Origin of the sequence: Actinopolymorpha alba DSM 45243, assembly GCF_000373925.1 — a bacterium.
Classification (GTDB): Bacteria; Actinomycetota; Actinomycetes; order Propionibacteriales; family Actinopolymorphaceae; genus Actinopolymorpha; species Actinopolymorpha alba.
This window is the reverse complement of the sequence record NZ_KB892815.1, coordinates 1-23083: the sequence shown is the minus strand read 5'-3', so window position 1 is coordinate 23083 and position 23083 is coordinate 1. Positions and strand designations below refer to the sequence as shown.

The following is a 23083-nucleotide window of genomic DNA, read 5'->3' as shown; positions in this document are numbered from 1 at the left end:
GGGACGCGCTTCCCGGTCGAGTGGATACAGGCCGGCTATGGCGACCCCTCGTTGTTCGAGTCCCCGAACGACCGCACCTACCGTGCGCTCTGGCTCCTCCACGGGCTCTGGTATTTGCGCCACTACCACGTGACGGGTTTTCCCCCCGGCGTCGAAGCCGGCCGGGACCGACTGCTGAGCGGACCAGAGCGGTAGCACAGCTACTCGATCGCCTTCTCGCCTGGCGGATTGACTCCTGCGCGACCGCTTATCGCATGGGCGAGCCGCCGAGGAACGGCAGGGTTTGCCCGGTGTCCTGCATCGGGTCGCGCAGACCGGGGGCCGTAAGCTTCCGCGGCTCGAGCGGGTTGCTGGGCCTGCCCGTTGTGGCCCGAGGCGGCCCCCGGTCTTAGCCCAGATCCACCGATGAGCTGTGGTTGATCGTTGCGGGGTGGCTTTGGCGGGCGGGTTGTAGTCGGGGCATGGGGTGGTGCCTGGCCTGGTTGCCAGGGTGTCCACGTTGGGGTCCGGGGTTGCGCCGTTGAGGCTGGGTGGTCAGGTCGTTGCTGGGGTTGGTGGGCCGCAGGTGTGGGTGAACAGTCGGGTCCACGCGGTTTGCCATGGCCATGCGGCCGGCAGGTGAAGGGTCATCTGTCGGGCGGAGGTCGCCAGGCGTGCGGGGACGGCGATCAGCTTGCGGCGGATGGTCGCGGTGGTCGCTCTGGCGGGTGTGGGGCCGGTGAGGGTGGCGGCGGCGCGGGTGAGGTTGAACGCCATGACCGCCAGGACGAGCCAGGCCGCGTTCGCGGCGAACCTTCCTGAGGGCAGGTGCGCGAGGGCAGAGTTCTTCAGGTCAGCGTGGACTTGTTCGATGATCGCGTGGTTGCGGTGGGTCTTGTCCACAGTCACGGTGTTCATTGCCTGGTCGGGCACGGTGGTGAAGAAGGCGTGGAACCGCCAGGTGTCGAATAGCGCGTCTTGGCCGAGTGCCTGTGCGGGTGTGGCGTGCAGGTCGGGGATCCGGCGGACCACCAGCCGGCCGGGCACCTGGTCGGCCTTCTTGCGCCCGCTGAACGCGGTGAACCCAATCTCGGCGACCTCGGCCCGGGAGATCCACTGGTCGGTGGTCTCGTCGTAGACGGCGTCGGTGTATTCGATGGTCTGCCACGCGGACTCATCGATGGAGGCGATGGCCTTCTTCACGGTCGTGTCCAGGCGGACGGTGACTGACACGTGCGCCCCCGCGGTGACGGCCGCACCAATGGTGGGGCGGCCGTAGAACGCCGAGTCCGCCCGCACCAGCGGCGTGTCCGACGACAGTGCCCGGACGGTCTTCAGTGCGTCGGTGACCAGCCGTTTCGCGCCGCGTGGAGAACCGGTGGAGCCCTTGCGTAGCCGCTGCGCCACGATCACTGGCGCCGAACCAGGCCGGGTGAGGGTGGCCAGGAGGGCGTTCAGGCCCCGCACCCCGGAGTAGCCGAACCCAGCGCCCTGTTTGGCGTAGCCGTGGACCTCGATGATCGTGTCGTCGACATCGACCATGGCTTCCTCGTTCTCCGTCCGGTCCGCCTCCAGCAATGGCGCCTGGCCGGCGAGCCGGGTGAGGAACCTGGAGGCGATCGCGTCGAGTTGGCGGACGTGGCCGAAAGTGAACGAGCGCAGAAACGAACCCAGCGTCGACGGCGCGTAGATGCCGGTGAAAACGCGGCCCATCCCACCGTGGCGGAGCAGGGCCATGTCGTCGATGCTGTCCGCACCGGCGACCATCCCGCCCACCAGCGACGCGACCTTCGACCCGGCGTTGGCGCCCTTATCGGTCGGCACGCTCAAGTGCGTATCGGCCAGGTCATGCAGGCCTGCCGACTCCGCCAACGCCATCACCGGGGCCAGTCCCGCCGACGACACCAGATTCGGCTCGTCGAACACCGCAGACGTCGCGGCGAGCGTGTGAGAGAGTTGCATCCCACAGATGCCCTTCGTGTTGGTCCACGATCGTTCCTTCGACAAGACCGATCATCCCAACACGCAAGGGCATTCTCGCGTCACGACCCGCTCACCACACCCCGCCCATCGGTGGATCCGGGCTTAGGGACCCGACCCGAGGGAGGTGGGTAAAGCCTGACGGTCCGGCGACTACCTCAGCCACGGCCACCTTACCGTCGCGCCGCCCGCAGGGCGGCCGGGCGGCGGCTGCGCCGCGTCAGCGGCGCCTTGATCTAAGAGAGGTCAACTCAGCAACGCAGGGCCAATCCGGGTGTCCTGTGCCACCTGATGCTTGACACTCGTGTGCCACCACATGCTTGACACTGAGTGGCTTCGGCCATTCTGAGCGGCGGCGTCTTCGTGGGGCGTCGGGCAGCGCGGGGAGGCCGGGATTGGCGTGGTTGTCTTGTCGGTCGCCGAGCAACGCCCGGGCACGTTCGCGCGGTCTTGGGCGTGGTGATGTTGCGGAGGTCGCCGCGTCGATCGGGGTGCACTGGGCGACGGTACATCGCTGGCACAAGGCAAACACCGCGGCGCGGCCCGAGCGTGACCGCGAGGACTAGGTTTCCGTTGGACCCTCGAGCGCGACTCGATAGCCACTGGGCGAGGTCAACAGTAGGCGGCGATACACCCAGTCGTGCCTAGGTGTTTGCACGTCCACGGTGTAGTCCAGGCCGTGGTCATCGCAGACGGCGATCGCGGCGTCGATGTCGGAGACGCCGATCTGCCATGTGAGCACACTGGGTGGGTCGTTGTCCGTGTGGGCCTTCTGAATGCCGAAGTCCACGGAGTTGGTGCCGAAGGCGATGAAGTCTGGGTACTCGGGTCCCTCGTAGATGACGGGGAGGCCGAGAGCCTCGTAGAAGCGTCGCTCGCTCATCAAGTCCCGGACATTGAGCACGGGCGCGAGCTTGGTGAACTCGATCCTCGGACGTCGGTTCAATGTCTCCCCAGCCCCTCGTTGCGATGAGGCGCCATGCGTCCTCAAGCCCGACACCGCCAGACTGTACTCGCACTCGTCGACGACGTTCTCCGACACCATCCTGGCCATCGAGCTCGACGTCGGCGCCGTCCGCCGCACCACCACCCGACCCGTGCGCGCGGACAAGCCGCTGACGCTCGTCGACAGGGGAGCCAACGGGCACCGAGAGCGCTTCGGCGATCTCCTCGTCAGCATCAATCTGGCGGACCGTGTTCGTCTGGTCGGTCGGCCTCCAGGCCCGCCCCGAGGCTTCCCGGTCGGCGCCAAAAGCAACGACGTTCCCGAACTTCCACTTGCTCTTGGCGTACCGCTCGACACCGAGTCTTCGCATCGGCGGGCGAGGTCGAACGACCGTGCCGCGTCTGCGCACCGGGGTTACCAGGCCCTCTGCCTCGATTCGAGGAAGAACCCGCCCTCCCCGTACCCACCCAACCCGACGAGGAGGACCAGGACGACAACGACGAGAACGAAGACGACGACGGAGAGGAGTCCGCGCGGCGGGTTCGTTCCACCCGGCGTCGTGATGACGTGGGTTCACCGCCGTCCGCACCGTCCTCGAACCGCCGGCATCGACATCGAAGACACCGACCGCTGTTCGGCAACCATCCTCGGCGACGACGGACAACCCCGCTACCTGTGGCGCCCCCTCGACCTGGAAGACGTGCCGACCTACACCGCCGTCATCGCCCACACAATCGCCGAACGAAACCGATGGCGAACCCAATACGAGGACGCCAAACGAAGGGCAGGACCAGCCGACGCTAATTCAGCAACCCAGCAGGCCGCACGACAACGGGAGGAAACGCAGGCATGGAAAAGCTCCTACTACGGGTCCCCGAAGCCGCTCAACGACTGAGCCTCAGTCGAGCAAAGGTCTACGAACTGATCAAGGCCGGCGTCCTTCCCTCGGTCCGTATCGACCGCGCTCGCCGGATCCGCGTCGACGACTTGCGGGCCTACGTCGCGTCCCTCAACGTCGGCCACGAGGAGGCGGCCGCCTGATGGGCATGCTCAAAGACGGGATCATGAGGCGTGGCAGGAAATGGTCCTACGTCATTCGCGTCACCGATCCCGAGACAGGCGTAAGCAAGCCCAGGTGGGTCGGAGGTTTCGACACCGAGGACGCTGCAAAGGCCGCCCGCGACGAGGCACGGGTCAAGGCGAGGCGCGGTGAGTACGTCGATCGGAATCGCCTCACGGTCAGCGAGTATCTCGATGCGTGGATCGAGGCTCACGCGGTTGAGATCAAGCCTAAGACGCTCGCTGGCTATCGGGACAACATCCGCGTGTACGTGAAGCCGCGTATTGGTGGAATGCGGCTGCAGGCCGTACGTCCCGCTACATTGTCGAAGCTCTACCGCGATCTCCTCGAATCCGGTGGCGAGGGTGGTAGGCCGCTGTCGCAGCGGACTGTTGATTACGTCCACGCCGTTCTACGGAAGGCGTTCAACGACGCCGTGCAGGTCGACGAGGTGCTGGCTGTGAACCCCGCTGAACGTGCCAAGCGGCCGAAGAAGACGCACCGCGACGCACCTGGAACCGTTTGGGATGCCAGCCAATTGCGGCTCTTCCTTGGCGTCGCGCAGCAGCATCGCCTGTACGCGTTCTTCCACCTGGCGGCGTTCACCGGTGCTCGTCGCGGCGAACTGCTCAACCTGCGGTGGGCAGACGTCGATCTCGACTCTCGGGCGGTGACGTTTCGGACCTCGGCGGACGTGATCGACGGAGGCCGGGTACAGGGGTCACCGAAGGGCGGGCGTGGCCGCACGGTGCCGATCGATGCTGGCACCGCGAGGGTGCTCCGGGCGCATCGTAAGCGGCAGGCTGAGGAGCAGCTTCTCGCTGGCGAGGCATGGGCCGGAGGTGACTTCGTGTTCGCGACGGGGCTCGGACTTCCGCTCTATCCCGACACGGTGTCGCAGCTCATGACGAAGCTGATCAAGGCGTACAACGAGCCGAAGGGCTCAGAGACGAAGCCGGCTGTACCTCTTCCGCGCGCTCGGCTTCACGACCTGCGGCACCTCCACGCGACCACGTTCCTCCTGCGCGGAACGCCGGTCCATGTCGTCGCCTGCCGGTGATGACCGAACTACTCGCGGGCGTCTCAGGCGTGGACGAGGCGTTCATCTACGGATCATGGGCAGCCCGACATGCCGGCGAACCGGGGCCGGTTCCCGCAGACCTGGACGTGCTGGTCGTCGGTACGGCAGACCTCGACGACCTAGACACTCTTGAACGCCAGGCCCGCGACCGGCTCGGCTTCGACGTCCACATTCACCGGACAAGCCGCGAAGCGTGGGACGAGCCGGCCGATGATCCATTTCTGAGCCACGTACGAGACCGTCCACTGATCCAGCTCGACCTCAGCCAGTCCAGCAACAACAAGCCGAGGCCCGACCAAGTGAACACAAGCCCTGGGGAAGACGAGGGACACTAGTGCAGGTGGCCGACACCCCAGAGGCGCCCGGGCGTGACCTGCTACGGGGCCGGCCACAAGCACATGTAGGCGACTTTCGTCGAGCCGTGCAGCACAGTCTGAGATGGGGCACTTCAGCTTCAACAGGTCCGTGTGGTTCAGCGTCGGTACGCCGGCGAAGCACAGCGATCTCGGCTTCGAAGTCTTCGAGGCTTCCGAACCTGCGATAGACGCTGGCGAAACGCATGCAAGCGGTTCTGCGCGAAGGCTGGGCCTTCCGCCTCGCGGTCCTGGCGCTCTCGTCGCCGAGCCGCTCTGCCTCCTCGCCCGTCGTTCACGGGTACGCCGTCATCCGGGTACGAGGCAAAGGTCGCAAAACGATCGACCGACTGCTCCCGGCCGCCGTGGCGACCGCGCTGGACGCATGAGAACGTGGACCCCGACCTGGACCAAGACGTAGTCAAGGACCGGATACGGGCGCTGATCCATGCCGCTCCCCCCGACCTGGCCGGGCGCTCCCCTGCACTGGATCGGCCTGCAGGAGCAGCGGGCGCTATGGAGGCTCCGGTCGTACGGCTGTGGAGGTACGCGCCGGTCAGCCTGGGTAGGTGCGGGTGCCGTTAAAGGACGTGTCACCAGCCGCAAACGAGGGATGGGTCGCTACCGGAGGGGCGTCCTTGATCGGGAGTCTGAAGACGGCGATGCTGTGCGGGACGCCGGCGATGCCGCCGCCGGGGCAGGTGGAGTGCAGTGCCATGCCATGCCCCGCTGCTGCTGGAATTCACCGGACGGGGTCGGTCAGGTGGTGTAGGAGTTTGCGCGCCAGGGTGTCCAGGCTGGTCAGTTCCCGGGGTGTGAGGTCGGCCAGCAGGGTGGTGACGTTGGCGGTGTGCTGAGTCATGGCGGCGTCGACGGTGGCGTAGCCCTGGTCGGTGAGCCGGATCTGGAAGCTGCGCCGGTCGGCACTGTCCAGGGTGCGTTCGATCATTCCGGCGGACTCCAGCCGGTCAAGACGGTTGGTCATCCCCGCTCGGGAGAGCATCAGCAGGTCAGACAGCTGTGAAGGGCTGAGGGCGTACGGGGCGCCAGAGCGGCGCAACGCCGCTAGGACGTCGAACTCGCCGCGTTGCAGGCTGAACTCGGTGAACACCTGCTCCTGGGCGGGGCCAAGGAGAAGGTTCACGCGACCTAGTCGGCCGACCACCGCGATCGCGGTCAGGTCCAGGTCCGGGCGTTCCCGCCGCCAGGCGTCGACCACCGCGTCCACCGCGTCCGGGGCGGCTGCCGGACTGTTCACGGGTGGATTGAGGGGAGTGGTGCCGGCCGAGGTAGAAGCCGGGGTGTGGTCGTGCGTGTCTGAGGTGCTCATGCCCTCATTGTAGTTCGAGGTCGAATACAACCACCGACGTATAGTTTGACATCGTACTGTCTGGCGTGGAATTATCTCCGTCGTGAGAGAGACACACACGCCGTGGCCGCCTCCGGACGAGCAGCCGGGGTTCAGTCCTCTGGTGATACGCCTGCAGGACGCCGAGTTGCTCGGTGCGGAGCCCGACACCATCGCGCTGCTGGCCGACGCGTCGGCCACCGGTGGCCTGCTGGGAGTCAGTCGCACCACTTTGGGGCGGGGTAGGGACGGCGCGACCCCGCACTACCACCGCGGCTCGGCCGAGATGTTCTTCATCCTGGACGGGCGGCTGCAGGTCCTGGTGGGCGAGGAGACCGTGGACGTCGAGGCCGGCGACACCCTCGTGGTCCCGCCGCACACCGTCCACGCCTTCGCGGCCGCTCCCGGATCAGGCGCCGACGTTCTGATCATGATCACCCCGGGCGTGGAGCGGTTCGCCTACTTCCGCCTGCTGGACCGCGTCCGCCGCGGCCGCGCCGACCCCCGGGAGCTGCTGGCCGTCCAAGAGCGCTTCGACACCCACTTCGTCGACAGCACTCCGTGGCGCCGGACTCGCGCAACCGCCTGACCGCACCGCCCACCCCACCGACATCTACCTGCAACGCACTCCTAGGGAGACATCATGCGAAAGATCATCGCTTCCACCTACACCACGCTCGACGGCTTCATCGACAACCCGCACGAGTGGTCCCTGAGCTACAACAGCGAGGACGCCATGGCCTACGCCTTGGCCCTGACCACCGGCTGCGACGCGCTGCTGCTGGGCCGCATCACCTACGAAGGCATGGCTCAGGCCTGGCCGAACATGGGCGGCAACCCCTACTCCGACCACGTCAATGCCATAACCAAGTACGTGGTGGCCTCCCAGCCGGTCGACACCGCCGCATGGAACCCGACCGTCGTCGTCCCGGGCGACGACCTCACCGCTCAGATCACCAAGCTCAAGGAGCAGGACGGCGGCGACATCCTCATCTGGGGCAACGGCCACCTCACCGACCACCTGGCCACGGCCGGACTGCTCGACGAGTACCGGGTCTGGATCTACCCCGTCCTCAAGGGCCGGGGCGAGCCGCTGTTCCGCCCCGAAAGCGTCACCGGCATCGAACTCGCCGACACCACCACTTTCACCTCCGGCGTCACGGTCCTCACCTACAAGCCGGCCTCCGACTGAGCGTCGCGAGCGTCATCGCCGGGGGTCTGCGATCTCCCGTCCGCAGACCCCCGGCACGGACCGGCTGGAGCCCCCGGCTTGCTTGCCGACAGCTCGTCCCGCGCCGCCGCTCGCGGGTACGACTCGTAGGTCCGGTATCCAGAGTGGCCTGATACTCCTCGGCGGCCTGCCGCACCGCGTGGTAGCGCTGGTCGAGCTTGCGCACCGGGAAGCCCTTGGGGTCGGCCCGGGCGCGGGCGATGTCGCAGGCCAGCGACACAAGGTCGGCCTGGGCCTTGGCCCCGAACGCGCCGTCCACCATCTGCCGCACCTCGGCGACATCGGGCAGCGGGATGCGGGTCACCTCACCGGAGAATCGGGCTGCCAAGGCGCGCAGAGCGGCCAGGGTAGGGGCGTGTCGGCGGTGCACGAAGTACACCGCGGGGTGGATGCCTACGGCGCCCAGACGGTATTCGATGTAGTCGCGGAGCATCTTGCGCAGCCGGTCCGCGCTGACGTACCGGGAACGGCTCTCGTAGTCATGGTTGACCTGATCCAGCAGCGTGTTGATGGTGGCCCGCTCGATCGCGGTGAGGCGGTTGATCTCTTCCAAGTCTGGGGTCGGGTCATCTCACCAGACCCGTGGAGTGTCGGTAATCGGTCGTTTGTCGACACCCGCCTGCCGTAAACGACGTCTCGTCCGAGGGCCGGTGGCACGTCCGCGACCACGTGGCGCGGTCGCCAGCTCCTTCTCTCTCCCTGATGTTCCGGTGATGTGCGGTGGCCGGGCGACACATGACCAAAGATCAACAGCTCGGAAACCGGTGAGAGAACTGGGGGCGACTTCCATGGTGCGGAAGGGAAATCGCCCCCCGACAACGCGCTTCGACCCGAGCTTGACGCTGCCCTGCGCGGCGACGAGGAACATCGGCACCGCGACGAAGATCCGGTTCGTGCGGAAGCGCTCGGCCTGGCGAGCCAGTTCTCCTCGTCGGTGATCCGGTGCAGCAGGGCGAGCGCGGTGTCGTCGGTGAGCACAACGCCGCGCACCTCGACGACCGGGTCGGTGAACCCGGCGTCGAGCAGCAGCTCGCAGGCATCGCCGACGTGGAACTCGCCGGCTGGCCAGCGCTCCCGGGCCACGGCGATCATCTCGGGGTCGAGGTCGCCGAGCAACTCGTAGGAACGTGCGCGCAGCTCGACGGCCGCGGGCTGCGCGTCGCCGGCATCGAGGACAGCAAGAGACTGGACATGCCCGCCGTGGTGAGACCTAATGTCGACATGAAGTCAAGCTCGATGACGATCGGCCAGGTGGCTGACCATTTCGGCCTGCCGGCGCACGTACTGCGCCACTGGGAGTCAGTGGACCTGCTCTCCCCCGCCCGCGTCGAGGGCGGCCGCCGCCGCTACACCCGCGACGACCTGTTCCGGGTGGCGTTGATCGTGCGCGCGAAGCAGGCCGGCCTGCCGCTTCCGGACATCCGGGAGTTCCTCACCTCGATCCACACCGCCGCACGCAAGGACGTGCTGCGCCGCAACCGCCGCGCGCTGCAGGCCAGGATGGCAGCGCTGCGGTCGGCGCTCGATCTCCTCGAGGCCGGGCTGAACTGCTCGCACGAGGACATCGCGACCTGCCCGAACTCCCGGGCCCACCTCGCGGAGCTGGTGGACGTTCAGGACTCGGTGTAGACCGCCGACGCGGCTTCGTCGTCGCTGTCGCCGCATCCAACGTCGTTGGCCTGCTGCTGGTCGAATCCTGCCTGTTTCTGTACCTGGCCTTCGGATCGCTCGAATTCCTGCCCGGCCAGATCGTGGCAAAGACAGAGATGACCATCCTGGCCGTGCTCACCCTGGCGGGCATAGCCCGCTACCGCGCTGCGGCGGCGCGCGTGTCCGAGAACGCCGTTTAGCGCACTTGACCCTGGTGGTGGGCCTGTTCTTTTACTGGCTTCCGGCGGTGCCGCTGAGACTCAGCCGGCGGCTCATGTCGAGTCTCACCTCCACCGGGTTCGAGGCAGGCAAGGACGCCTGGCGCAAGGTCGTTGCCCACTTTCCCGGCATGCGCGTCTCCCCATAGCCCGCAGACAACGCGAGCCACCGAGATCGGGCGAACCAGGAACCAGCCACCTCACCACCTTGCGTCCGATGACAGCTTCGGGAGTCCGGGGCCGTCTGAGGGTGACGGGGATGATCCTTGTCGCGGCGGCACGTTCCCATGGTCGGCGCACCGGATGGACGGCAACGAGTAGGCCAGTGCCAGCGAACGTCGTGCGGATCCGGCGGACTGTCGACTCGTCTGCGAATCCTTCGACGGCGGCTCGCTGGACCCCAGACCGCTCCGTCGTACCCCGTGGTGGCTGGTTCGCCTGGCTGTGAGGCTGTTGTGACGTACCCGGCGCGGCACACGGCGGCTAGATGAGTAATTCCAAGGGGGCGCCGGTTAAGCGAGCGGCTCAGCCGGGATGCGGGGAGCCGCGAGTCAGGCGACTCCCGTCGGCGTCACATGGCTGGGTGTTCGTCCGTATCGCGCTGCTACACGGCGGAACCGTAGGAGGGCTTGCCCGCGTGCTCGTAGGCGCTATAGACAACGCCGGTCTTGGTGGTGGTCGACTTGATGAGTTCCAATCCGGCGGGGGTGGTTCCGTCGGCGAACAGGCGCTTGCCCTGACCGAGGACGACGGGGAAGACCAGCAGGTGGTACTCGTCGACCAGTTCGGCCTTCTGCAGCGTGCTGAGCAGGTCGCTGCTGCCCTGGACGAGGATCACCTGGTCGGTACGTTCCTTCAGATCGGCGATCGTCTGGGCGGCCTCACCCACCAGAACCTCGGTGTTCTGCCACTCAGCGGTCATCGGAGACCGCGTGGTCACGTACTTTCGCATGCCGTTGATCTGCTCGGCACCGTCTGCCTCGGGCACGTTCGGCCAGTAGGAGGCCAGGATGTCGTACGATCGGCGCCCCAGCAGCATGGAGTCGGCCCGCCCGAACACATCGCCCATGACTTGGCCGAACCCCTCGTCCACGTGCGGCGCCATCCATCCACCCTGCCGGAAACCGCCGGAGTCGTCCTCGCCCGGTCCGGCGGGAGCCTGCATCACACCGTCCAACGACAAGGAAGTCGAAACCACCAGCCTGCTCGCCATCGCCCACTCCTTCTCGCGTACTGGTCGGTTGGGAGTCTAGGACACCGCAGCAGGGGGGCACGGGTCCAACAGATCCTTGGCGCAAGTTGACAACATCGGTTGTCGCCTAAGGTCAGCGAGCGTGGATCCCGACCTGGCTCAAGTACGCGGGTTCATTGCGGTGGCCGAGCGGCGACACTTCGGTCGGGCCGCGGCAACGCTCTTCGTTACCCAGCAGGCGCTGTCCAAACGGATCCAACGCTTGGAGCAGACCATCGGTGAGCCGCTGTTTCGTACGAGGCAAGCACGGTGTGGAGCTGAGCGTGGCAGGGGCTCGATTCCTGCCGTACGCCCGCGAGCTGATCATTGCCGCCGACGCAGCAGCAGCGGCCCGCTCGAACTCGCGGCCGCTGCGCATCGACGTATGGGACAGGTGCACGCACCACTGCGCCTGGTTTCCCGTCTGACCCGTGAATACCCTGCCCTGCTGGTCGAAGTCAGCATGCGCCGGAGCCTGAGAGCGGCCGCCGGCGCGCTGGAGCGTGGGGAGATCGATGCCGCCTTCGGCCACGTCCACGACTTGGCCCGACCATGGCGGGCTCGGCTGAGGAGTCGGCCGGTATACCTGGCGCGGGGCGCGATCGGGCTTTCCACAGCACACCGCCTCGCCGGCGCCGCGGTCATCCAGGTCGACGAGCTACGGCGCGAACGCCTGTGGATGCCCGCCACAGCGACTTCCCCGGAGGTGATGGGGTTTTATCGCCAGTTCGCCGAGCATTTCGGAATGGTGCTGGACACCGGAGGCCACAAGCTGGGACTGGATCACATGCTCCACATGCTCGGCTCGGATCCGACCGCGTGCATGCTGATCGATAGCGACTGGCCCGTGCCCGCCGACGTGGAGGTCCGCATGGCCCGGCTCCGGCCGCAGCCGTGCTTCCCGTGGTCACTGGTGTGGCGCGACGGCGATCGGCATCCGAGCCTTCCACAGCTCCTCGGCTTCGTCGAAAAGACAGGCGACGACGAGGGCTGGCTTGCCCACCATCCCGACAGCGACTGGATTCCCGAGATCGACCTTCCAGGCATTCCCTCGTCCCCAAGCTGAGCCCGCCCGCACAGCACGTTCAGCCAGGCCCGCCGGTCGGACGGGGAGCCGCCGAAGTAGACGACGGCGCAGCTGGGGGAGGTGAGGCGCAGGTGCGTTCCGCCTGTCGTGTCGAGTCGCCAGCCCTCTTGGAGGGCGAGCCGTACGAGCGGACGCAGCTCGCGGGGCACCCGTCGTGGTCTACGCGCAGGCCACCGCCATCCACGGCGCGCCAGTGGTCGCGCAGTCACCACCGCAGGGCCCGAGCTTCCGGGACACGCAGTAACCCACGTCGCGGCGGCAGGCTCGGCACCAGCGGCGGAGCGGCGAGTGCCTTTTCCAGCGCCTCACGCTGGGCCGGGGACGGGACTCGGCTCGGTTTGGCGAGGTCCACCCGGTAGAGATAGAGGCCCACGACGCATACGGCTCCTGCCCGCCCGGGCACAGCCCCTCGGCTCGTGGCTGACGGCGGGTTCTCCTCGTGGAGTGGTCCGGTCGTCGTCCCCATGAGGAGCCTTGTGACTGGCTGGGTGGGGAAGATCGGGCTCTGGCCCAAATTGCGTGAAACGTTACGGTCCGTGTCGTCGGTGGGTGTCATGCGAGTAGGACTCGTTTTCGGAGGAGGTCGAAGTTCGCGCGGCCGAACATTTGCCGTTTGAGGTATTTGATCTTGTTGATGTTGCCTTCGACTGGTCCGGAGTTGAAGCGTGTGGTGAGCCCGTTGATGACGGCTTGAAGGTCGCGGCGTAGGCCGGTGGTGAAGGAATGTAGGTGCGGGAGATTGTCGGCGTCGACGTTGCTCATCCAGGCTTCCAGCCGGTCTTTGTCGCCGTGGAGATGGGCCATGATCTCGGCGAAAGTCGACACGTGCGTCGCGGTCATCTTCAGCTCGGGGCAGTGCGACTGTGCTTCGTCGAGTTTGGTGTGCTGATCGGTGTCGAGGTGGTCGGGGTGGGTGAGGATCCAGCGGGTGATCTGCCGGGGTTTCGGTACTGGGGGTGTTGTTGGCGGCGCAACGGCGTGGTGGCGGAACGGCCGGAGGTAGCGGCGGACGGTTTGCACGCTGCCCGACCAGCCTCGGGCCTGCAGTTCCGCAGGGTGGGGATGTCGGTGCAGCCTTGGTTCCACCGCTGGTGCAGGTAGGGCTTGAACGGATCGAGCTTGCTGGCACGGTTGGTGGCCTTCACCACCAGTTCGTCGAGGCTGGTAGCGCGGGCGAATCGTTGCACGGTCTTGCGGTCCAGCCCCAGGGTGCGGCAGATCCCCGCCAGGGACTCGCCTTTGGCCAGCAGGTCGCAGACAGCGGCGTAGCGTTCCTGTGTGCGGGTGACGAGGCGCCGCTGGCGCCCACACACGTCAAGCGTTGCGTCGAATGATTGGTCCGGAGCGTGGTCGAGTGGCTGTTCGGCCGCCATGACCGGCACAGGCGCAGGTTGCCGAATATCCTCCTCGGCCTGGTCCTCGGTCTGTGAGTCGTTGTCGCCAGCGGGGAGTGGGGTGAGACAACCGCGATGGGCGGCGACGGTCTTCTCGACGTGCTTGGCGAGGTTGTGCCACAAGTGCCAGCGGTCGGCGACCTGGATCGCCTCGGGCGCACCGGTGCGGCCGCCTTCGGCGTAGGCGCCGGCTCGGTCTCGGCAGATCACCTTGGTGCCGGGATGCTCGGCAAGCCAGTCAGCGAAGGTGTCTGCTTCGCGGTCGGGCAGCAGGTCGAGGGGTCTGTGGGTGTCCATGTCCACCAGGACCGTGCCGTAGACGTGTCCGCGACGCAGCGCGAAGTCGTCGACGCCGAGCACGGCGACGTTGCCGATCTGTGGGTCGGGTATGGCTCGGATCAAGCGCAGCAGCGTGGACCGGCCGACCGGAACCCCTAGGCGGGTGGCCAGCCGGGCGCCGGCCCGACCAGCCAGGGCGATCGCGATCGTTTCTAAAAGCTTGCTCAGTAACGGGGTACGCCGCGCGTATCGGGTAGTCAGTCCGGGAATCTGCTCGGCGAACGTCTTTGCCGGGCACGCATCCACGCCGCAGAAGAAACGCCGCACCTGCAGCTTGATCACTACCGGCGACCCCGCTACCGCGGCGTCGGCCAGCCGACGCGAGTAGCAGCTGTGCACCCGCACCGCCGCCGTCCCGCACCGCGGGCACTCAGCCTGCCCGCTGGCCGATCGTCCAAAGAGCACTAACCGTGACTCGACCCGTTCGACACTGACATCGACGAGGCCGGCCAAATGCGGCAGCAGCCGGGACAACGAAAGGTACAATCGAACTGCCCTTCTTGCGGAGTCCGTTTTCTTGGTCGAAATCGAATCTCCACAAGAAGGGCTTTCCTTGTCCTGTTAACACGCGCGCGACAAGGTCAAGACTTGGTTATTACAAGAATTCAGCAATACACCACAACCGCTCACGCACAGTCCCGGCACAAAGATCGAAATCTACAGCTGATCACAGCGAACGGAAGTCTCGCCAAAGACCGGCGCCTCCTAAGATCGTCACCGTCCGTGGCCAGTTTCACGCAATTTGGGCCAGAGCCGAAGATCGTGATCGGAAATCGCCGATTCTGGGGAATTATTTGATCGTCGACAAGCGGAGGCCCCGCTCCGTCATCGCATCAAAGCTTAGGAGTCCATGCACGGGACCGTCCGGAAATGGCGCTCCGCGAGGTCCGACTCCCCGTCGTGGCCGTCAACTCAGGCGTCACCGACGAGTCCGGCATCGGCACCGTCAACACTGACGACTACAGCGGATCCTTGCTCGCCCTACACCATCTCGCCCGTCTCGGGCACACCGCATCGCTCACATCGCTGGCACGAAGGACAGTTGGAACGCCATGGAGCGGCGTCGCACCTATCTCGACTTCTACGCCGCCTCGGGCTTCGTGCCCATGATGGAGCATGGGGATGGCTTCGAGGACAGCGGAACGCGGGCGACCGGAAGCCTCCTGTCGGCTCCGAACCCCACCGACTGCCATCTTCGTTGGCGGGGACCGCATGGCGATCGGCGTCCTCGCCGAAGCCCGCTCACGACAGGTACGCCTGCCCGACGACCTCGCGGTCATCGGCGCCGACGGGGATGGAATTCATCAATTTCGCCACCCCGCGCCTTCCACCGTGGCCAAGATGATGTACGAAGCGGCCCAACAAGGCGCCGGGTAGGTCTCTGTACTGAGCGACAGACAAGGATCGTGAAGACCGCACGGCGCTCGGAGCGTGCGGAGTTCCTCCTCGCCAATGCCCTATGGCCCGTCGGCACATGTGCGTACATCCTCGACGAACGCGACTCGCGACCCGCCGCTGGAGGCGGGCGACCTGGTCGAAGTGACGGGCGAGGACGACGGATTCGTCGAGAGCGCCAGGGCACTCTGCCCGCTGGCTGGGATCTGGACCACGGAGGCTGTTCCGCTACGTCAGCACCGCGGGACCGGAGGAGCCTGCCGGCGACAGCATCGGGCCGGGCGGGCCGGCCGGTCGGCCGCGACTTTGAAACACGCCCTAGCCGAGGATCAGGTTGATGGTGATGGTGGCGTTCGTGACTGCTCCGGCGACGTTGGTGGCTCGGCCGGTGACGGTCTTGGCGGCTGACTTGCGGGCTGAGATGGCCTGGACGTTGTTCGTTCCGCCTTGGGGTTGGTTGGCGGAGGCGACGACGTTGGTGAAGTCCAGCGGGTCGAGATAGGTGAAATAGCCATTCCCGTCAGTAATGACGTTGACGGTGACCATGCGCATGGTGTTCCCCAATCGGGTGTACTTCTCGCCCCAGCAGGTTGCGGAGGCTGCGTCGAGGGCGGTGGAGGCGGCGGTGCGGCGCAGCCACCAGGGTGTCGAGACGGATGCGTCGAAGTAGCAGCAGGCCAGGAGCTGGTGGGTCTCGACCCAGGTGGCTACCGCGTTGAGCCAGTCCGCTCGGGCGTTGACATCGGATGGGTTGGGTACGAACCCCGTTTCTCCGAACGCCATCGGAATGTCGGGAGCGTTGGAGTTCATCCAGGCGTTGATGTCATCGAAGTAATACTCGGGGGTGTAGAGGGCAGGGTTGTAAGTGCCGAAGCTCGACGCCTCGTGGTAGGGGTTCCAGCCCACGAAGTCGCTGACGCTGAACAGTGGCGTGGAGTTCGATGCCATGATGGCCGGTACGTGGTATGTGGCGTTGGTGAGCGTGAACTTTGACGCGAATATCGGGCCGTACGTCACATCAGGGTGGCCCACCGAGCGCACGATCTGGCCGAACCGGTAGCAGGCGTTCTTCCAGGTGCTGGCCGTGAATACCCCGTCCCTCACCTTGCTCTCCGGCTCGTGCCAGATGGTCAGGAAGCGTGGCACGCCGGTGATTGGGATGGAGTTGAGGTAGGCGGTGGCCCAGGCGTCAAGCGCACCGGCGGCCATATCTTCTGCGTCTGGCTTCATGCTGTGCCAGCTGGCCCGGGTCTCCCAGCCAGGGGTGGCAGGGATCGTGCTGCTCGATCCGGACCTGGTGGTCCAGTAAAGGGGGCGACCACTGTCGTAGGTGCGCAGCATCTTCATCTCATGGCCACAGTCGACGTTGTGCTGCGCGACTTCTTGGGCGTAGGTCCGGCCAGTGCCAGGATAAGGGGTGACAGCGGCTCCGTAGATGACGTTCGCCCCGTTGAGTTGTTGAACCATGCTTGGTTCCGTTCCGCCCTCGCGGGCTTCTCGGCCTCCCTGGACAAGTTTTGCTCGTCCTTCAGGCGTCTTCACTGTCCAATTGTTATGCAGTTGTTCCTTATGCGCTCGCGATTGCGAGGACATCAGCGGTGGGGATATCGACGAGACCGGACGTCCGCAGCGAGAGTCGAAGCTGTTTGGGTGCCGGTCACGGTAATGGCAGATAAACGAAGGGGACGTGAGGGTCGGGCCCCGTGGATCCCGGGCCTCGGTGGTTCGGCCGAGCTTCCCGCTCCCATCCCGTGGCGGCGCGCGTGCGCCGCTCCCCTACGAGGGCTACCTGCGACGTGCGTTACTAACGGTACGACGCAGATGTTAGTAACGCAAGCCGTCCAGCTGCGGAAGTGATGGTAATTAGAGGGAGATATCGCCCGGATCGGTTGTGCCGCAGTATCGCGTTGTCGTTATTGCGGTCATCGTTTGGTGGATAGGCAGAAATGAGAGACCTTTCAAGGCGAATGAATGTAAGTAATTCCGCCCGTCTAGCATGTGGGGCATGACCAATAGTGACAATGGCCGACCTAGACCGGCGAGGCGGTGCCGTCATGGCCACAATCCAACGGAATGGGCGATGTACGGGAACGTGTGGCGTTGCCGTGCCTGCCAGCGCGAACGAATCGCTAAATGGAGGGAGCAGAACCCTAATCACGTGCGGGGCTACATGCGCGACTACATGCGGTCGAAGAGAGCGCGCGAGCGGGAACAGACAGACGAGCCTAGCTAGGCGTACGCCTTCTACTGCCTGGCCGCGGAGATCCCGGCCTACGAGATGACGCCAGTGGCGGACGTCGTTTCACCTGGTCGGCGAAGATGAGCAGGGAGACCCGTTGCGCAGGTGATCGTCCTTCCGCCCGGGGTCAGCAGTTGTACGTCGTAAGGTGCATTCCCGGTCTGTCCCACGGCGTGGAGACGGCCCGCGCGCTGTACGAGATGAAGGGCGATGACGGCCAAGCGCCGCTACACCGTCCAGCAGATCGCTGACCGGCTTGGCGTCAGCCGCGCCACGATCTACCGCCACCTCGATCCCGACAAGCCGGTCTCGGCGTAGGAGGACGGGCTTGATACAGCGGTACAGCCGTTAGTGCTGAGAACGATCTTGGTCGCTGGTCGGTGCGACGCGCCATGGTTGGTGACGTCCGGGTTGATTGATCGGGTGGGCAGGGTTCCGTGTGTACGGCGGCGCTGGACGGGGTCAGCTTCGGCGGTGATACGGCCGGTCAGAGCCGTTGCCGAGTTGCCTCGATGAGTTGCCCCAGCGGATGCTGTGACCAGCTGTCGCCGACACCAGTGTTGACGTTGATTCCTCCCAGACGGCTACCGGTGGGCCAACACGATGGCAGCTTGGCCCGGGTGCGTTTCGACCAGCGCGACCGGAACGGGCTCCCAAGCGACCCCGGAGAGCGTGGAAGTCGGGACGACCGTCGTCACCCAGGAGCACCATTTCGCCGTTACAGATCCTGGGTTCGACAATTCCGAAGACGTCGACGGCCCCAACTGAAGGCCCTGCGCCGGAAATCTACTGCAGCTGGTGGTCTAGTTCGGGGACCGGAGCACCAGCGGCGAGCGAGGGCAAGGATCGGTCAGGCCCCAGCTACAACAGCGCGCGCATCGCGGCCACGTGCGTGCATGCCCGAGTGCCCGAGCGTTATCGCGAGGACCACCAGGTCGAAGCCGTCGCTGCGTTGAAGCCGAGGGACTCGTACAGCAGCCTACCCAGCCGCGAAGCCGTGAGCGTGACCGGCCGGTCCACCAGATGAGCGAGGGACCCCAGCATGACCGCCCGCCCCACGCCACGGGAACGGAAAGCCGACAGGGTTCCGACCCAGTAATGGCTGCCGAACCCGTTCGCCACGACGGTGACGCACGCCCCGGCGACCTCACCGTCAAGATGCGCGATGAACACGTCCACACCCGGCTGCTCGATCAGGGCCATAGGGAACACCTCGCCGCCCAGATAGGGTTCGAACCTGGCCAGCTCGAAGCTTGCGATCACGGCACGTTCGGCCGCGCGCAGGTCCTCCTCGTTCCGCACCCGGCTCACGTCCATCGCCGGTTCGGCCACGGGGCCGGGCTGGCGCAGCATCACAGGCATTTGCCAGCTACGCATGTCCAGGTGGCTCAGATCGGTCGAGCTGAACGGGTCCTCGGCGTCCACCGGGCCTGTGGCACGGCTCGCCAGCTCGGTGATCTCGGCCACCTCGTCGGCGCCGAGGTCGGGCTCCTGAATCAGGACGCGCAGGCCCGCGCGCTCGTCACCGGCGACAGCGAGGAAACTGCGGCGGCGGATCACTTCGTGGCCACGGGCCCGACCGGTCGCGGCCCAGAAAGCAGCGGAGTTGCGGGCCTGGCGCAGTGGCGCCTCAGCGAGGAGGGCGAGCTGGTCGACGGTGTTCGTTCCGATCGTCATGGTGGTATTGGTTCCTTCTCGTTGCCTGGAGCGCCCCCCGGGGTATGGAGAAGCGTCAGCCGGTCGTCCAGGACCGCAGCTTGTCAGGGTTGCGTACCGCCCAGATGTGCTTGATCCGGTCGCCGGCGACGTCGAACGCCATCACCGTCACGGTGACCCCATCCAGCTGCGCCACCAGGCCGGGCTGGCCGTTGAGCATACGCTCCAGAATCGTCAGGTCGGATGCCCTACCGGCGATATTGACTAGGGTGCGCGCGATCTGCTCGGCGCCTCCGACCGGGCGGAGCTCGGCGCTGACGAGTCCGCCGCCGTCGCCGATCGCCGTGGCGTCGGGGTCGAGGAGGCCGATGAGGGCGTTGATGTCCTTGGCTTCCCATGCCTGTTTGAAGTCCCTGACGATGTCGGCGCGCTGAGTTGCCGGAGTGGTGTGAGCCTGCGCGGCGCAGATGCGACGGCGGGCGGAAAAGGCCAGCTGGCGGGCAAGTCCTCCTCCGGGTCGCGAAAGGAGTGAGCGCCGACCACCCAGACCTCCTTGCACGGCAGCGCGTCGCGCAGCGCCTCCCATCGAACCGCTGTCGAACACCGGGACGGTTTTCGTGGATCTACAAAGGGCGCCCCGGCCCAATGGAGGATCGGCCGGGACGCTTCTGGTTGCCGCTGGCGCTGAGGCTGTAGCAGGAAATATGCCGGCCGAGGCTGTTTGCGCAGGTCAACGTCCGTACCGGGCCCGAGCGTGCGCTGAGGGTGTGCTCCACGGCGCCCCCGACTCGGGATGGATCGGGGGCGCTTTGTCGGCCCCGGGCGGGACAGGGTGAACAGCTGCGGGGTCCCGGCCCGGGGCCAGGGATCGACTTCGAGGGGAAGCAGATCTGACAAGTTACGTACCACCAAAAGCAGTAACCGAATCCCCGGAGTCGCCCTAACGCGAAGAAGCGCCCCGACCCCTGACCCTAGGTGGGGCCGCGGCGTTTCGGTGTGCGCCGCGATTTCAGGCTACTCGCGGGGCAGCCGCTCCCCACCGAGCGACGGCCCGCGTGACACGATCCCGCCGAACGAGACCGATGTCAGCAGCGAGAGGAAAGCGGCCGACAGGGAGCCGACCCACGGCGCGTCGAGCAGACCGGTCGCGTTCGCGCCGAGAACCGCGAGGAGCGCCTGCTCGAGCGTTCTGATAGCCCGCTCGCCGGCGGCCCGCCAGGAGGCCTTGGTGAACAGCATCAGCCTGCCCTGGTGTCGAGCGCGGCTCGCACGAAGCAGTCCTTCTGCCCGTCGAGCGCTGTAGCGTCAGGGTCATGGCGACGGCTCGGCGACCTCACACGGGTTGTTTGGTCGCCGTCTGGATCGGGTGCATCGGTAAGTGGTGCAGGGCTTTCCGTCAGCCCCTTCCCTGCCGGCTCGCACGGGTGGCCCGCTGCAGTCGTTGCGGGCGACACAGTAGGCAGCCAGTCGTGCGTCGATCTGCTCGTCTGCAATGGGCGGCGCATCGCTGCCTGGCTCGTCGTCCCTGCCAGGCTCGCCCTCGCAGGCCTCACCCGGCGGACACGTCGGCAACCACCTGGTCGACGACCGCGCCGATCTCCTCGGCGGTTGGCGTGCGGTCGTCGCGCGGCTTGGGGACCTGGGACGCGGCGGCCTTGTGCGACTCGTCGACCTGTGCCCCGTCGCCGGGCACGAGCTCGCCGACTCACCCCTCGCCCTCGTGGCCGCCGACGTCGCCCGCGACGAGCCCGGTCAACGGGCCTGTCCTCGACCGGCTGCTGGACCTCCTCCTCATCCGCGCGCTGCGAGCGTGGTTCGCCCGCCCGGACGCGCGACCTCCGTCGTGGTACGCAGCCCGTACCGACCCGCTCGTGGGCGATGCGCTCCGACTCATGCACGACAACGCCGCGCATGCTTGGACTGTAGGCGAGCTCGCGACCAAGGTCGGATCGTCGCGCGCGGCGTTCGCCCGGCACTTCGACGAACGCGTACGCGCTCAGCGTGGCGTTCACCCGCCACCACCAAGTCCGGCCGAGTGACTACCGGCGCTCGAGGCGGGCCCGCTCCGGCTGACAGCCCGACACCAACACATCCCAGCGTTCGCACCCCATCGGCCCTACCAGCCGCGCGACCATATCCCGCAGCACCGACACAGCTCGCCGCTGCGGCCGCACCTCCTCAAACAAGGTATACAGATGTGCTGCCGCGCTCCGGTCCCCAATGATCTTGTTGGCACCGCAGATACGGCCGCCAGGATAGATAGCCTCGATCCACGTGCTCGTGGCCGGAGCCGAGCCGCGTGTTCCGTGGTGGTGGGGCAGTTGCTCCTGCCCGAGCCCGACCGTAGGGGCGCACCCGGCACACGTACATGGGGAGAACTACCCGCCCGGGGCGCCCGCGGCGGAGCCGGAGGACGACGCCCGCGGCGAGGAGCACCTTGAGGTGGCCGCCGACGGACCCCAGGGCCATGCCGGTCGTGGCTGTAAGTCCCGTGGTGCTCGAGGGCGACGAGCAGCGTGGCGCGCGACCGGCCGACGAGGCGTTCGAGGCCGTCCGGCGCCCCCGAGTCGATGGACACCGAACGGATGGTGGCCGCTCGACGAGCCGATCCTGGATCTGATCGACCACATCGTCGAGATCCGCACCGCAGGCCGACCGTTGCCGCACCCACGTTACCGCCGCCGGGCACAGTTCTTGTTCACCCACCACGGCAAACGCTTGTCCTCCAACGCTGTCCGGGCAGAACCGCGACGTGCGGCCGAACGAGCCGGACTGGGCCAGATTACCCCGCACCAGCTCCGTCATACCTACGCCACCGCGCTGGTCAACGCCGGAGTTTCCCTGCAATCACTGATGGCGTTGCTCGGGCACGTCTCGGCCGAGATGAGCCTGCGCTACGGGCGGCTGTTTGACAGCACCGTCCGCAACGAGTACGAAAAGGCTCTCACCCTGGCCAAACAACAATCCGGGATTCCCAAGCCGGCAAGACGAATCTGCCGCTGACCGACATCACCGGTGGCAGAGATTGGAAAAACACCCCGCTGATCAAGTCCCGCCTCGCTGGAGGATTCTGTCTGCGTGCACCCGCTCAGGGCGCCTGCACCTACGCCAACATCTGCGAACACTGCCCAAGTTTCCACACCGACGCCAGCTCGCTGCCGATCCTGGCAGCCCAGCGCGTCGAGGCCCAGTCCATGGCCGCCGACGCCCGCGGCTGGATCAGCGAAGCCGAACGACACTGCAAACTCATCGCCCGACTGGACACCCTGATCAGCAACGCCGAGGCCGCCGGATGACCAACACCGACATTCTCACCCGCATTCGCCAAGCCTGCAACGAGCTCCACACTTCCGGGCACACCGTCACGTTCACCGAAGTCGCGGCCCGGACCGGCCTCGGCCGCACCACGCTCTATCGCAACAGCGCCGCCCGCGAGCTCGTCGAACAGCACAAGAACCGCTCCACGATCACCCTCACCGAGGACGTCGCCGCACTGGTTAAGCCTACGACAACGCCCTCGCCGAGTCCCAGATCGGCCTGTACAAGACCGAACTCATCCGCCCAGACGGGCCATGGCCCAACCTGGAGCACGTCGAAATCGCGACCCAGGAATGGATGCACTGGTTCAACACCGAACGCCCCCACGAAGCCCTCGACGATCTGACACCCCACCAGGTAGAACAGCTTCACTACACTCACCGAACCGGCCACACCAAGGCCGCTGACCTGCCCCGTTCTTTCCGGATTGCGGCCCCACTAGAGTATGTCCGGAATAGATGGGAAGGGTGTCTGGATGTCGAAGGCTCGGCGGTCGTTTTCTCCTGAGTTTAAGGAAGAGGCGGCGAAGGCTGTGATCGATCAGTCGCGGAAGGTGGCAGAGGTAGCTCGCGAGATCG

General features: G+C 66.4%; 28 protein-coding genes. 15 read left to right on the top strand and 13 right to left on the bottom strand.

Annotated features, from left to right (window positions below; all coding sequences use genetic code 11):
• Nucleotides 1–195: hypothetical protein (locus B141_RS0135935; RefSeq protein ID WP_026257892.1), on the top strand; the 195-nt coding region annotated here is incomplete at its 5' end.
• 339 nt (nt 196–534) lie between these two features.
• Here the strand turns inward: B141_RS0135935 and B141_RS0135930 are convergent.
• Together B141_RS0135930 and B141_RS50090 are read right to left on the bottom strand one after the other, a co-directional pair.
• Nucleotides 535–1941, bottom strand: coding sequence for an IS1380 family transposase (locus B141_RS0135930; protein WP_020580013.1), 1407 nt, complete (start codon nt 1939–1941; stop codon nt 535–537).
• Between the two features lie 580 nt (nt 1942–2521).
• A complete protein-coding gene (locus tag B141_RS50090; RefSeq protein ID WP_157181557.1) occupies nt 2522–3070 on the bottom strand; it encodes a VOC family protein in 549 nt (182 codons plus the stop codon).
• Between the two features lie 684 nt (nt 3071–3754).
• On the opposite strand from B141_RS50090, the gene B141_RS0135915 reads away from it, so the two are divergent.
• From B141_RS0135915 to B141_RS0135900, 4 genes are all read left to right on the top strand, one after another.
• Complete coding sequence (locus B141_RS0135915) at nt 3755–3946, top strand: helix-turn-helix domain-containing protein (RefSeq protein ID WP_020580010.1); 192 nt, start codon at nt 3755–3757, stop codon at nt 3944–3946.
• Nucleotides 3946–5025, top strand: coding sequence for a tyrosine-type recombinase/integrase (locus B141_RS46935; RefSeq protein WP_020580009.1), 1080 nt, complete (start codon nt 3946–3948; stop codon nt 5023–5025). The genes B141_RS0135915 and B141_RS46935 overlap by 1 nt, the downstream gene beginning before the upstream one ends.
• Nucleotides 5025–5381 (top strand): hypothetical protein, encoded by a 357-nt coding sequence (locus B141_RS44675; RefSeq protein ID WP_020580008.1) that lies wholly within the window; start codon nt 5025–5027, stop codon nt 5379–5381. Before B141_RS46935 ends, B141_RS44675 begins: the two co-directional genes overlap by 1 nt.
• Nucleotides 5382–5605: 224 nt before the next feature.
• Nucleotides 5606–5788 (top strand): hypothetical protein, encoded by a 183-nt coding sequence (locus B141_RS0135900; RefSeq protein ID WP_020580007.1) that lies wholly within the window; start codon nt 5606–5608, stop codon nt 5786–5788.
• Nucleotides 5789–6141: 353 nt separating this feature from the next.
• On the opposite strand, the gene B141_RS0135895 is transcribed toward B141_RS0135900, so the two are convergent.
• Entirely contained in the window at nt 6142–6729 is a 588-nt protein-coding gene (locus tag B141_RS0135895; RefSeq protein WP_020580006.1) for a MarR family winged helix-turn-helix transcriptional regulator, read from the bottom strand.
• An 82-nt stretch (nt 6730–6811) separates the two neighbouring features.
• On the opposite strand from B141_RS0135895, the gene B141_RS0135890 reads away from it, so the two are divergent.
• Complete coding sequence (locus tag B141_RS0135890) at nt 6812–7336, top strand: cupin domain-containing protein (RefSeq protein ID WP_051114288.1); 525 nt, start codon at nt 6812–6814, stop codon at nt 7334–7336.
• A gap of 54 nt (nt 7337–7390) precedes the next feature.
• Entirely contained in the window at nt 7391–7939 is a 549-nt protein-coding gene (locus tag B141_RS0135885) for a dihydrofolate reductase family protein (RefSeq protein ID WP_020580004.1), read from the top strand.
• On the opposite strand, the gene B141_RS0135880 is transcribed toward B141_RS0135885, so the two are convergent.
• A complete protein-coding gene (locus B141_RS0135880; RefSeq protein ID WP_020580003.1) occupies nt 7914–8531 on the bottom strand; it encodes a hypothetical protein in 618 nt (205 codons plus the stop codon). The two genes, B141_RS0135885 and B141_RS0135880, sit on opposite strands and share 26 nt — an antisense overlap.
• A 389-nt stretch (nt 8532–8920) precedes the next feature.
• Between B141_RS0135880 and B141_RS52005 the strand changes: the two genes are divergently transcribed.
• On the top strand, nt 8921–9607 hold the full coding sequence (locus tag B141_RS52005; RefSeq protein WP_020580002.1) for a MerR family transcriptional regulator: 687 nt from the start codon (nt 8921–8923) through the stop codon (nt 9605–9607).
• Nucleotides 9608–10450: 843 nt separating this feature from the next.
• Here the strand turns inward: B141_RS52005 and B141_RS0135860 are convergent.
• The gene (locus B141_RS0135860; protein ID WP_020580000.1) at nt 10451–11059 is read right to left on the bottom strand and encodes a dihydrofolate reductase family protein; all 609 of its coding nucleotides are present in this window, start codon (nt 11057–11059) and stop codon (nt 10451–10453) included.
• 121 nt (nt 11060–11180) lie between these two features.
• Here B141_RS0135860 and B141_RS44670 point away from each other — a divergent pair, with 121 nt between their 5' ends.
• Nucleotides 11181–12143 (top strand): LysR family transcriptional regulator, encoded by a 963-nt coding sequence (locus B141_RS44670; RefSeq protein WP_157181556.1) that lies wholly within the window; start codon nt 11181–11183, stop codon nt 12141–12143.
• A 573-nt stretch (nt 12144–12716) separates the two neighbouring features.
• Here the strand turns inward: B141_RS44670 and B141_RS51090 are convergent.
• The gene (locus B141_RS51090) at nt 12717–13085 is read right to left on the bottom strand and encodes a transposase (protein WP_237742900.1); all 369 of its coding nucleotides are present in this window, start codon (nt 13083–13085) and stop codon (nt 12717–12719) included.
• Nucleotides 13007–14302, bottom strand: coding sequence for an ISL3 family transposase (locus B141_RS44665; RefSeq protein ID WP_202806044.1), 1296 nt, complete (start codon nt 14300–14302; stop codon nt 13007–13009). The genes B141_RS51090 and B141_RS44665 overlap by 79 nt, the downstream gene beginning before the upstream one ends.
• A gap of 711 nt (nt 14303–15013) precedes the next feature.
• Here B141_RS44665 and B141_RS48400 point away from each other — a divergent pair.
• Entirely contained in the window at nt 15014–15274 is a 261-nt protein-coding gene (locus tag B141_RS48400) for a substrate-binding domain-containing protein (protein ID WP_084678740.1), read from the top strand.
• A 336-nt stretch (nt 15275–15610) separates the two neighbouring features.
• Here B141_RS48400 and B141_RS0135840 read toward each other — a convergent pair whose 3' ends face one another.
• The gene (locus B141_RS0135840; protein WP_020579996.1) at nt 15611–16759 is read right to left on the bottom strand and encodes a hypothetical protein; all 1149 of its coding nucleotides are present in this window, start codon (nt 16757–16759) and stop codon (nt 15611–15613) included.
• A 982-nt stretch (nt 16760–17741) separates the two neighbouring features.
• Between B141_RS0135840 and B141_RS48395 the strand changes: the two genes are divergently transcribed.
• Nucleotides 17742–17849: a helix-turn-helix domain-containing protein gene (locus B141_RS48395; protein ID WP_020579995.1), complete on the top strand. Its 108-nt coding sequence runs from the start codon at nt 17742–17744 to the stop codon at nt 17847–17849.
• Between the two features lie 597 nt (nt 17850–18446).
• Here B141_RS48395 and B141_RS0135830 read toward each other — a convergent pair.
• From B141_RS0135830 to B141_RS50080, 4 genes are all read right to left on the bottom strand, one after another.
• Nucleotides 18447–19208, bottom strand: coding sequence for a GNAT family N-acetyltransferase (locus tag B141_RS0135830; protein WP_020579994.1), 762 nt, complete (start codon nt 19206–19208; stop codon nt 18447–18449).
• A 55-nt stretch (nt 19209–19263) separates the two neighbouring features.
• The gene (locus tag B141_RS44660) at nt 19264–19746 is read right to left on the bottom strand and encodes a sigma-70 family RNA polymerase sigma factor family protein (RefSeq protein ID WP_237742898.1); all 483 of its coding nucleotides are present in this window, start codon (nt 19744–19746) and stop codon (nt 19264–19266) included.
• 455 nt (nt 19747–20201) lie between these two features.
• The gene (locus B141_RS44655) at nt 20202–20426 is read right to left on the bottom strand and encodes a holin (RefSeq protein ID WP_020579992.1); all 225 of its coding nucleotides are present in this window, start codon (nt 20424–20426) and stop codon (nt 20202–20204) included.
• 310 nt (nt 20427–20736) lie between these two features.
• Nucleotides 20737–20880 (bottom strand): hypothetical protein, encoded by a 144-nt coding sequence (locus tag B141_RS50080; protein ID WP_020579991.1) that lies wholly within the window; start codon nt 20878–20880, stop codon nt 20737–20739.
• A 178-nt stretch (nt 20881–21058) separates the two neighbouring features.
• Between B141_RS50080 and B141_RS50075 the strand changes: the two genes are divergently transcribed.
• Together B141_RS50075 and B141_RS52485 are read left to right on the top strand one after the other, a co-directional pair.
• On the top strand, nt 21059–21226 hold the full coding sequence (locus B141_RS50075) for a TetR family transcriptional regulator (protein WP_020579990.1): 168 nt from the start codon (nt 21059–21061) through the stop codon (nt 21224–21226).
• 235 nt (nt 21227–21461) lie between these two features.
• Entirely contained in the window at nt 21462–22190 is a 729-nt protein-coding gene (locus B141_RS52485; RefSeq protein WP_337587620.1) for a tyrosine-type recombinase/integrase, read from the top strand.
• A gap of 100 nt (nt 22191–22290) precedes the next feature.
• Here the strand turns inward: B141_RS52485 and B141_RS51080 are convergent, their stop codons facing one another.
• Nucleotides 22291–22638: a hypothetical protein gene (locus B141_RS51080; RefSeq protein WP_202806043.1), complete on the bottom strand. Its 348-nt coding sequence runs from the start codon at nt 22636–22638 to the stop codon at nt 22291–22293.
• Nucleotides 22639–22718: 80 nt separating this feature from the next.
• Between B141_RS51080 and B141_RS53155 the strand changes: the two genes are divergently transcribed.
• Both B141_RS53155 and B141_RS53150 read left to right on the top strand, forming a co-directional pair.
• Nucleotides 22719–23012 (top strand): integrase core domain-containing protein, encoded by a 294-nt coding sequence (locus B141_RS53155; protein WP_084678738.1) that lies wholly within the window; start codon nt 22719–22721, stop codon nt 23010–23012.
• The coding region (locus B141_RS53150) for a transposase (RefSeq protein ID WP_157181554.1) at nt 22951–23083 on the top strand (133 nt) is incomplete at its 3' end. The genes B141_RS53155 and B141_RS53150, both read left to right, overlap by 62 nt.

Excerpts from the sequence above, each read along its gene's own strand:
- B141_RS0135900 (WP_020580007.1), top strand. The coding sequence starts at position 5,606 with ATGCAAGCGGTTCTGCGCGAAGGCTGGGCCTTCCGCCTCGCGGTCCTG.
- B141_RS44655 (WP_020579992.1), bottom strand. The coding sequence starts at position 20,426 with ATGCTGTTCACCAAGGCCTCCTGGCGGGCCGCCGGCGAGCGGGCTATC.
- B141_RS48395 (WP_020579995.1), top strand. The coding sequence starts at position 17,742 with ATGACGGCCAAGCGCCGCTACACCGTCCAGCAGATCGCTGACCGGCTT.
- B141_RS48400 (WP_084678740.1), top strand. The coding sequence starts at position 15,014 with ATGGGGATGGCTTCGAGGACAGCGGAACGCGGGCGACCGGAAGCCTCC.
- B141_RS0135895 (WP_020580006.1), bottom strand. The coding sequence starts at position 6,729 with ATGAGCACCTCAGACACGCACGACCACACCCCGGCTTCTACCTCGGCC.
- B141_RS0135930 (WP_020580013.1), bottom strand. The coding sequence starts at position 1,941 with ATGCAACTCTCTCACACGCTCGCCGCGACGTCTGCGGTGTTCGACGAG.
- B141_RS0135840 (WP_020579996.1), bottom strand. The coding sequence starts at position 16,759 with ATGGTTCAACAACTCAACGGGGCGAACGTCATCTACGGAGCCGCTGTC.
- B141_RS44675 (WP_020580008.1), top strand. The coding sequence starts at position 5,025 with ATGACCGAACTACTCGCGGGCGTCTCAGGCGTGGACGAGGCGTTCATC.
- B141_RS46935 (WP_020580009.1), top strand. The coding sequence starts at position 3,946 with ATGGGCATGCTCAAAGACGGGATCATGAGGCGTGGCAGGAAATGGTCC.
- B141_RS0135915 (WP_020580010.1), top strand. The coding sequence starts at position 3,755 with ATGGAAAAGCTCCTACTACGGGTCCCCGAAGCCGCTCAACGACTGAGC.
- B141_RS0135885 (WP_020580004.1), top strand. The coding sequence starts at position 7,391 with ATGCGAAAGATCATCGCTTCCACCTACACCACGCTCGACGGCTTCATC.
- B141_RS0135830 (WP_020579994.1), bottom strand. The coding sequence starts at position 19,208 with ATGACGATCGGAACGAACACCGTCGACCAGCTCGCCCTCCTCGCTGAG.
- B141_RS0135860 (WP_020580000.1), bottom strand. The coding sequence starts at position 11,059 with ATGGCGAGCAGGCTGGTGGTTTCGACTTCCTTGTCGTTGGACGGTGTG.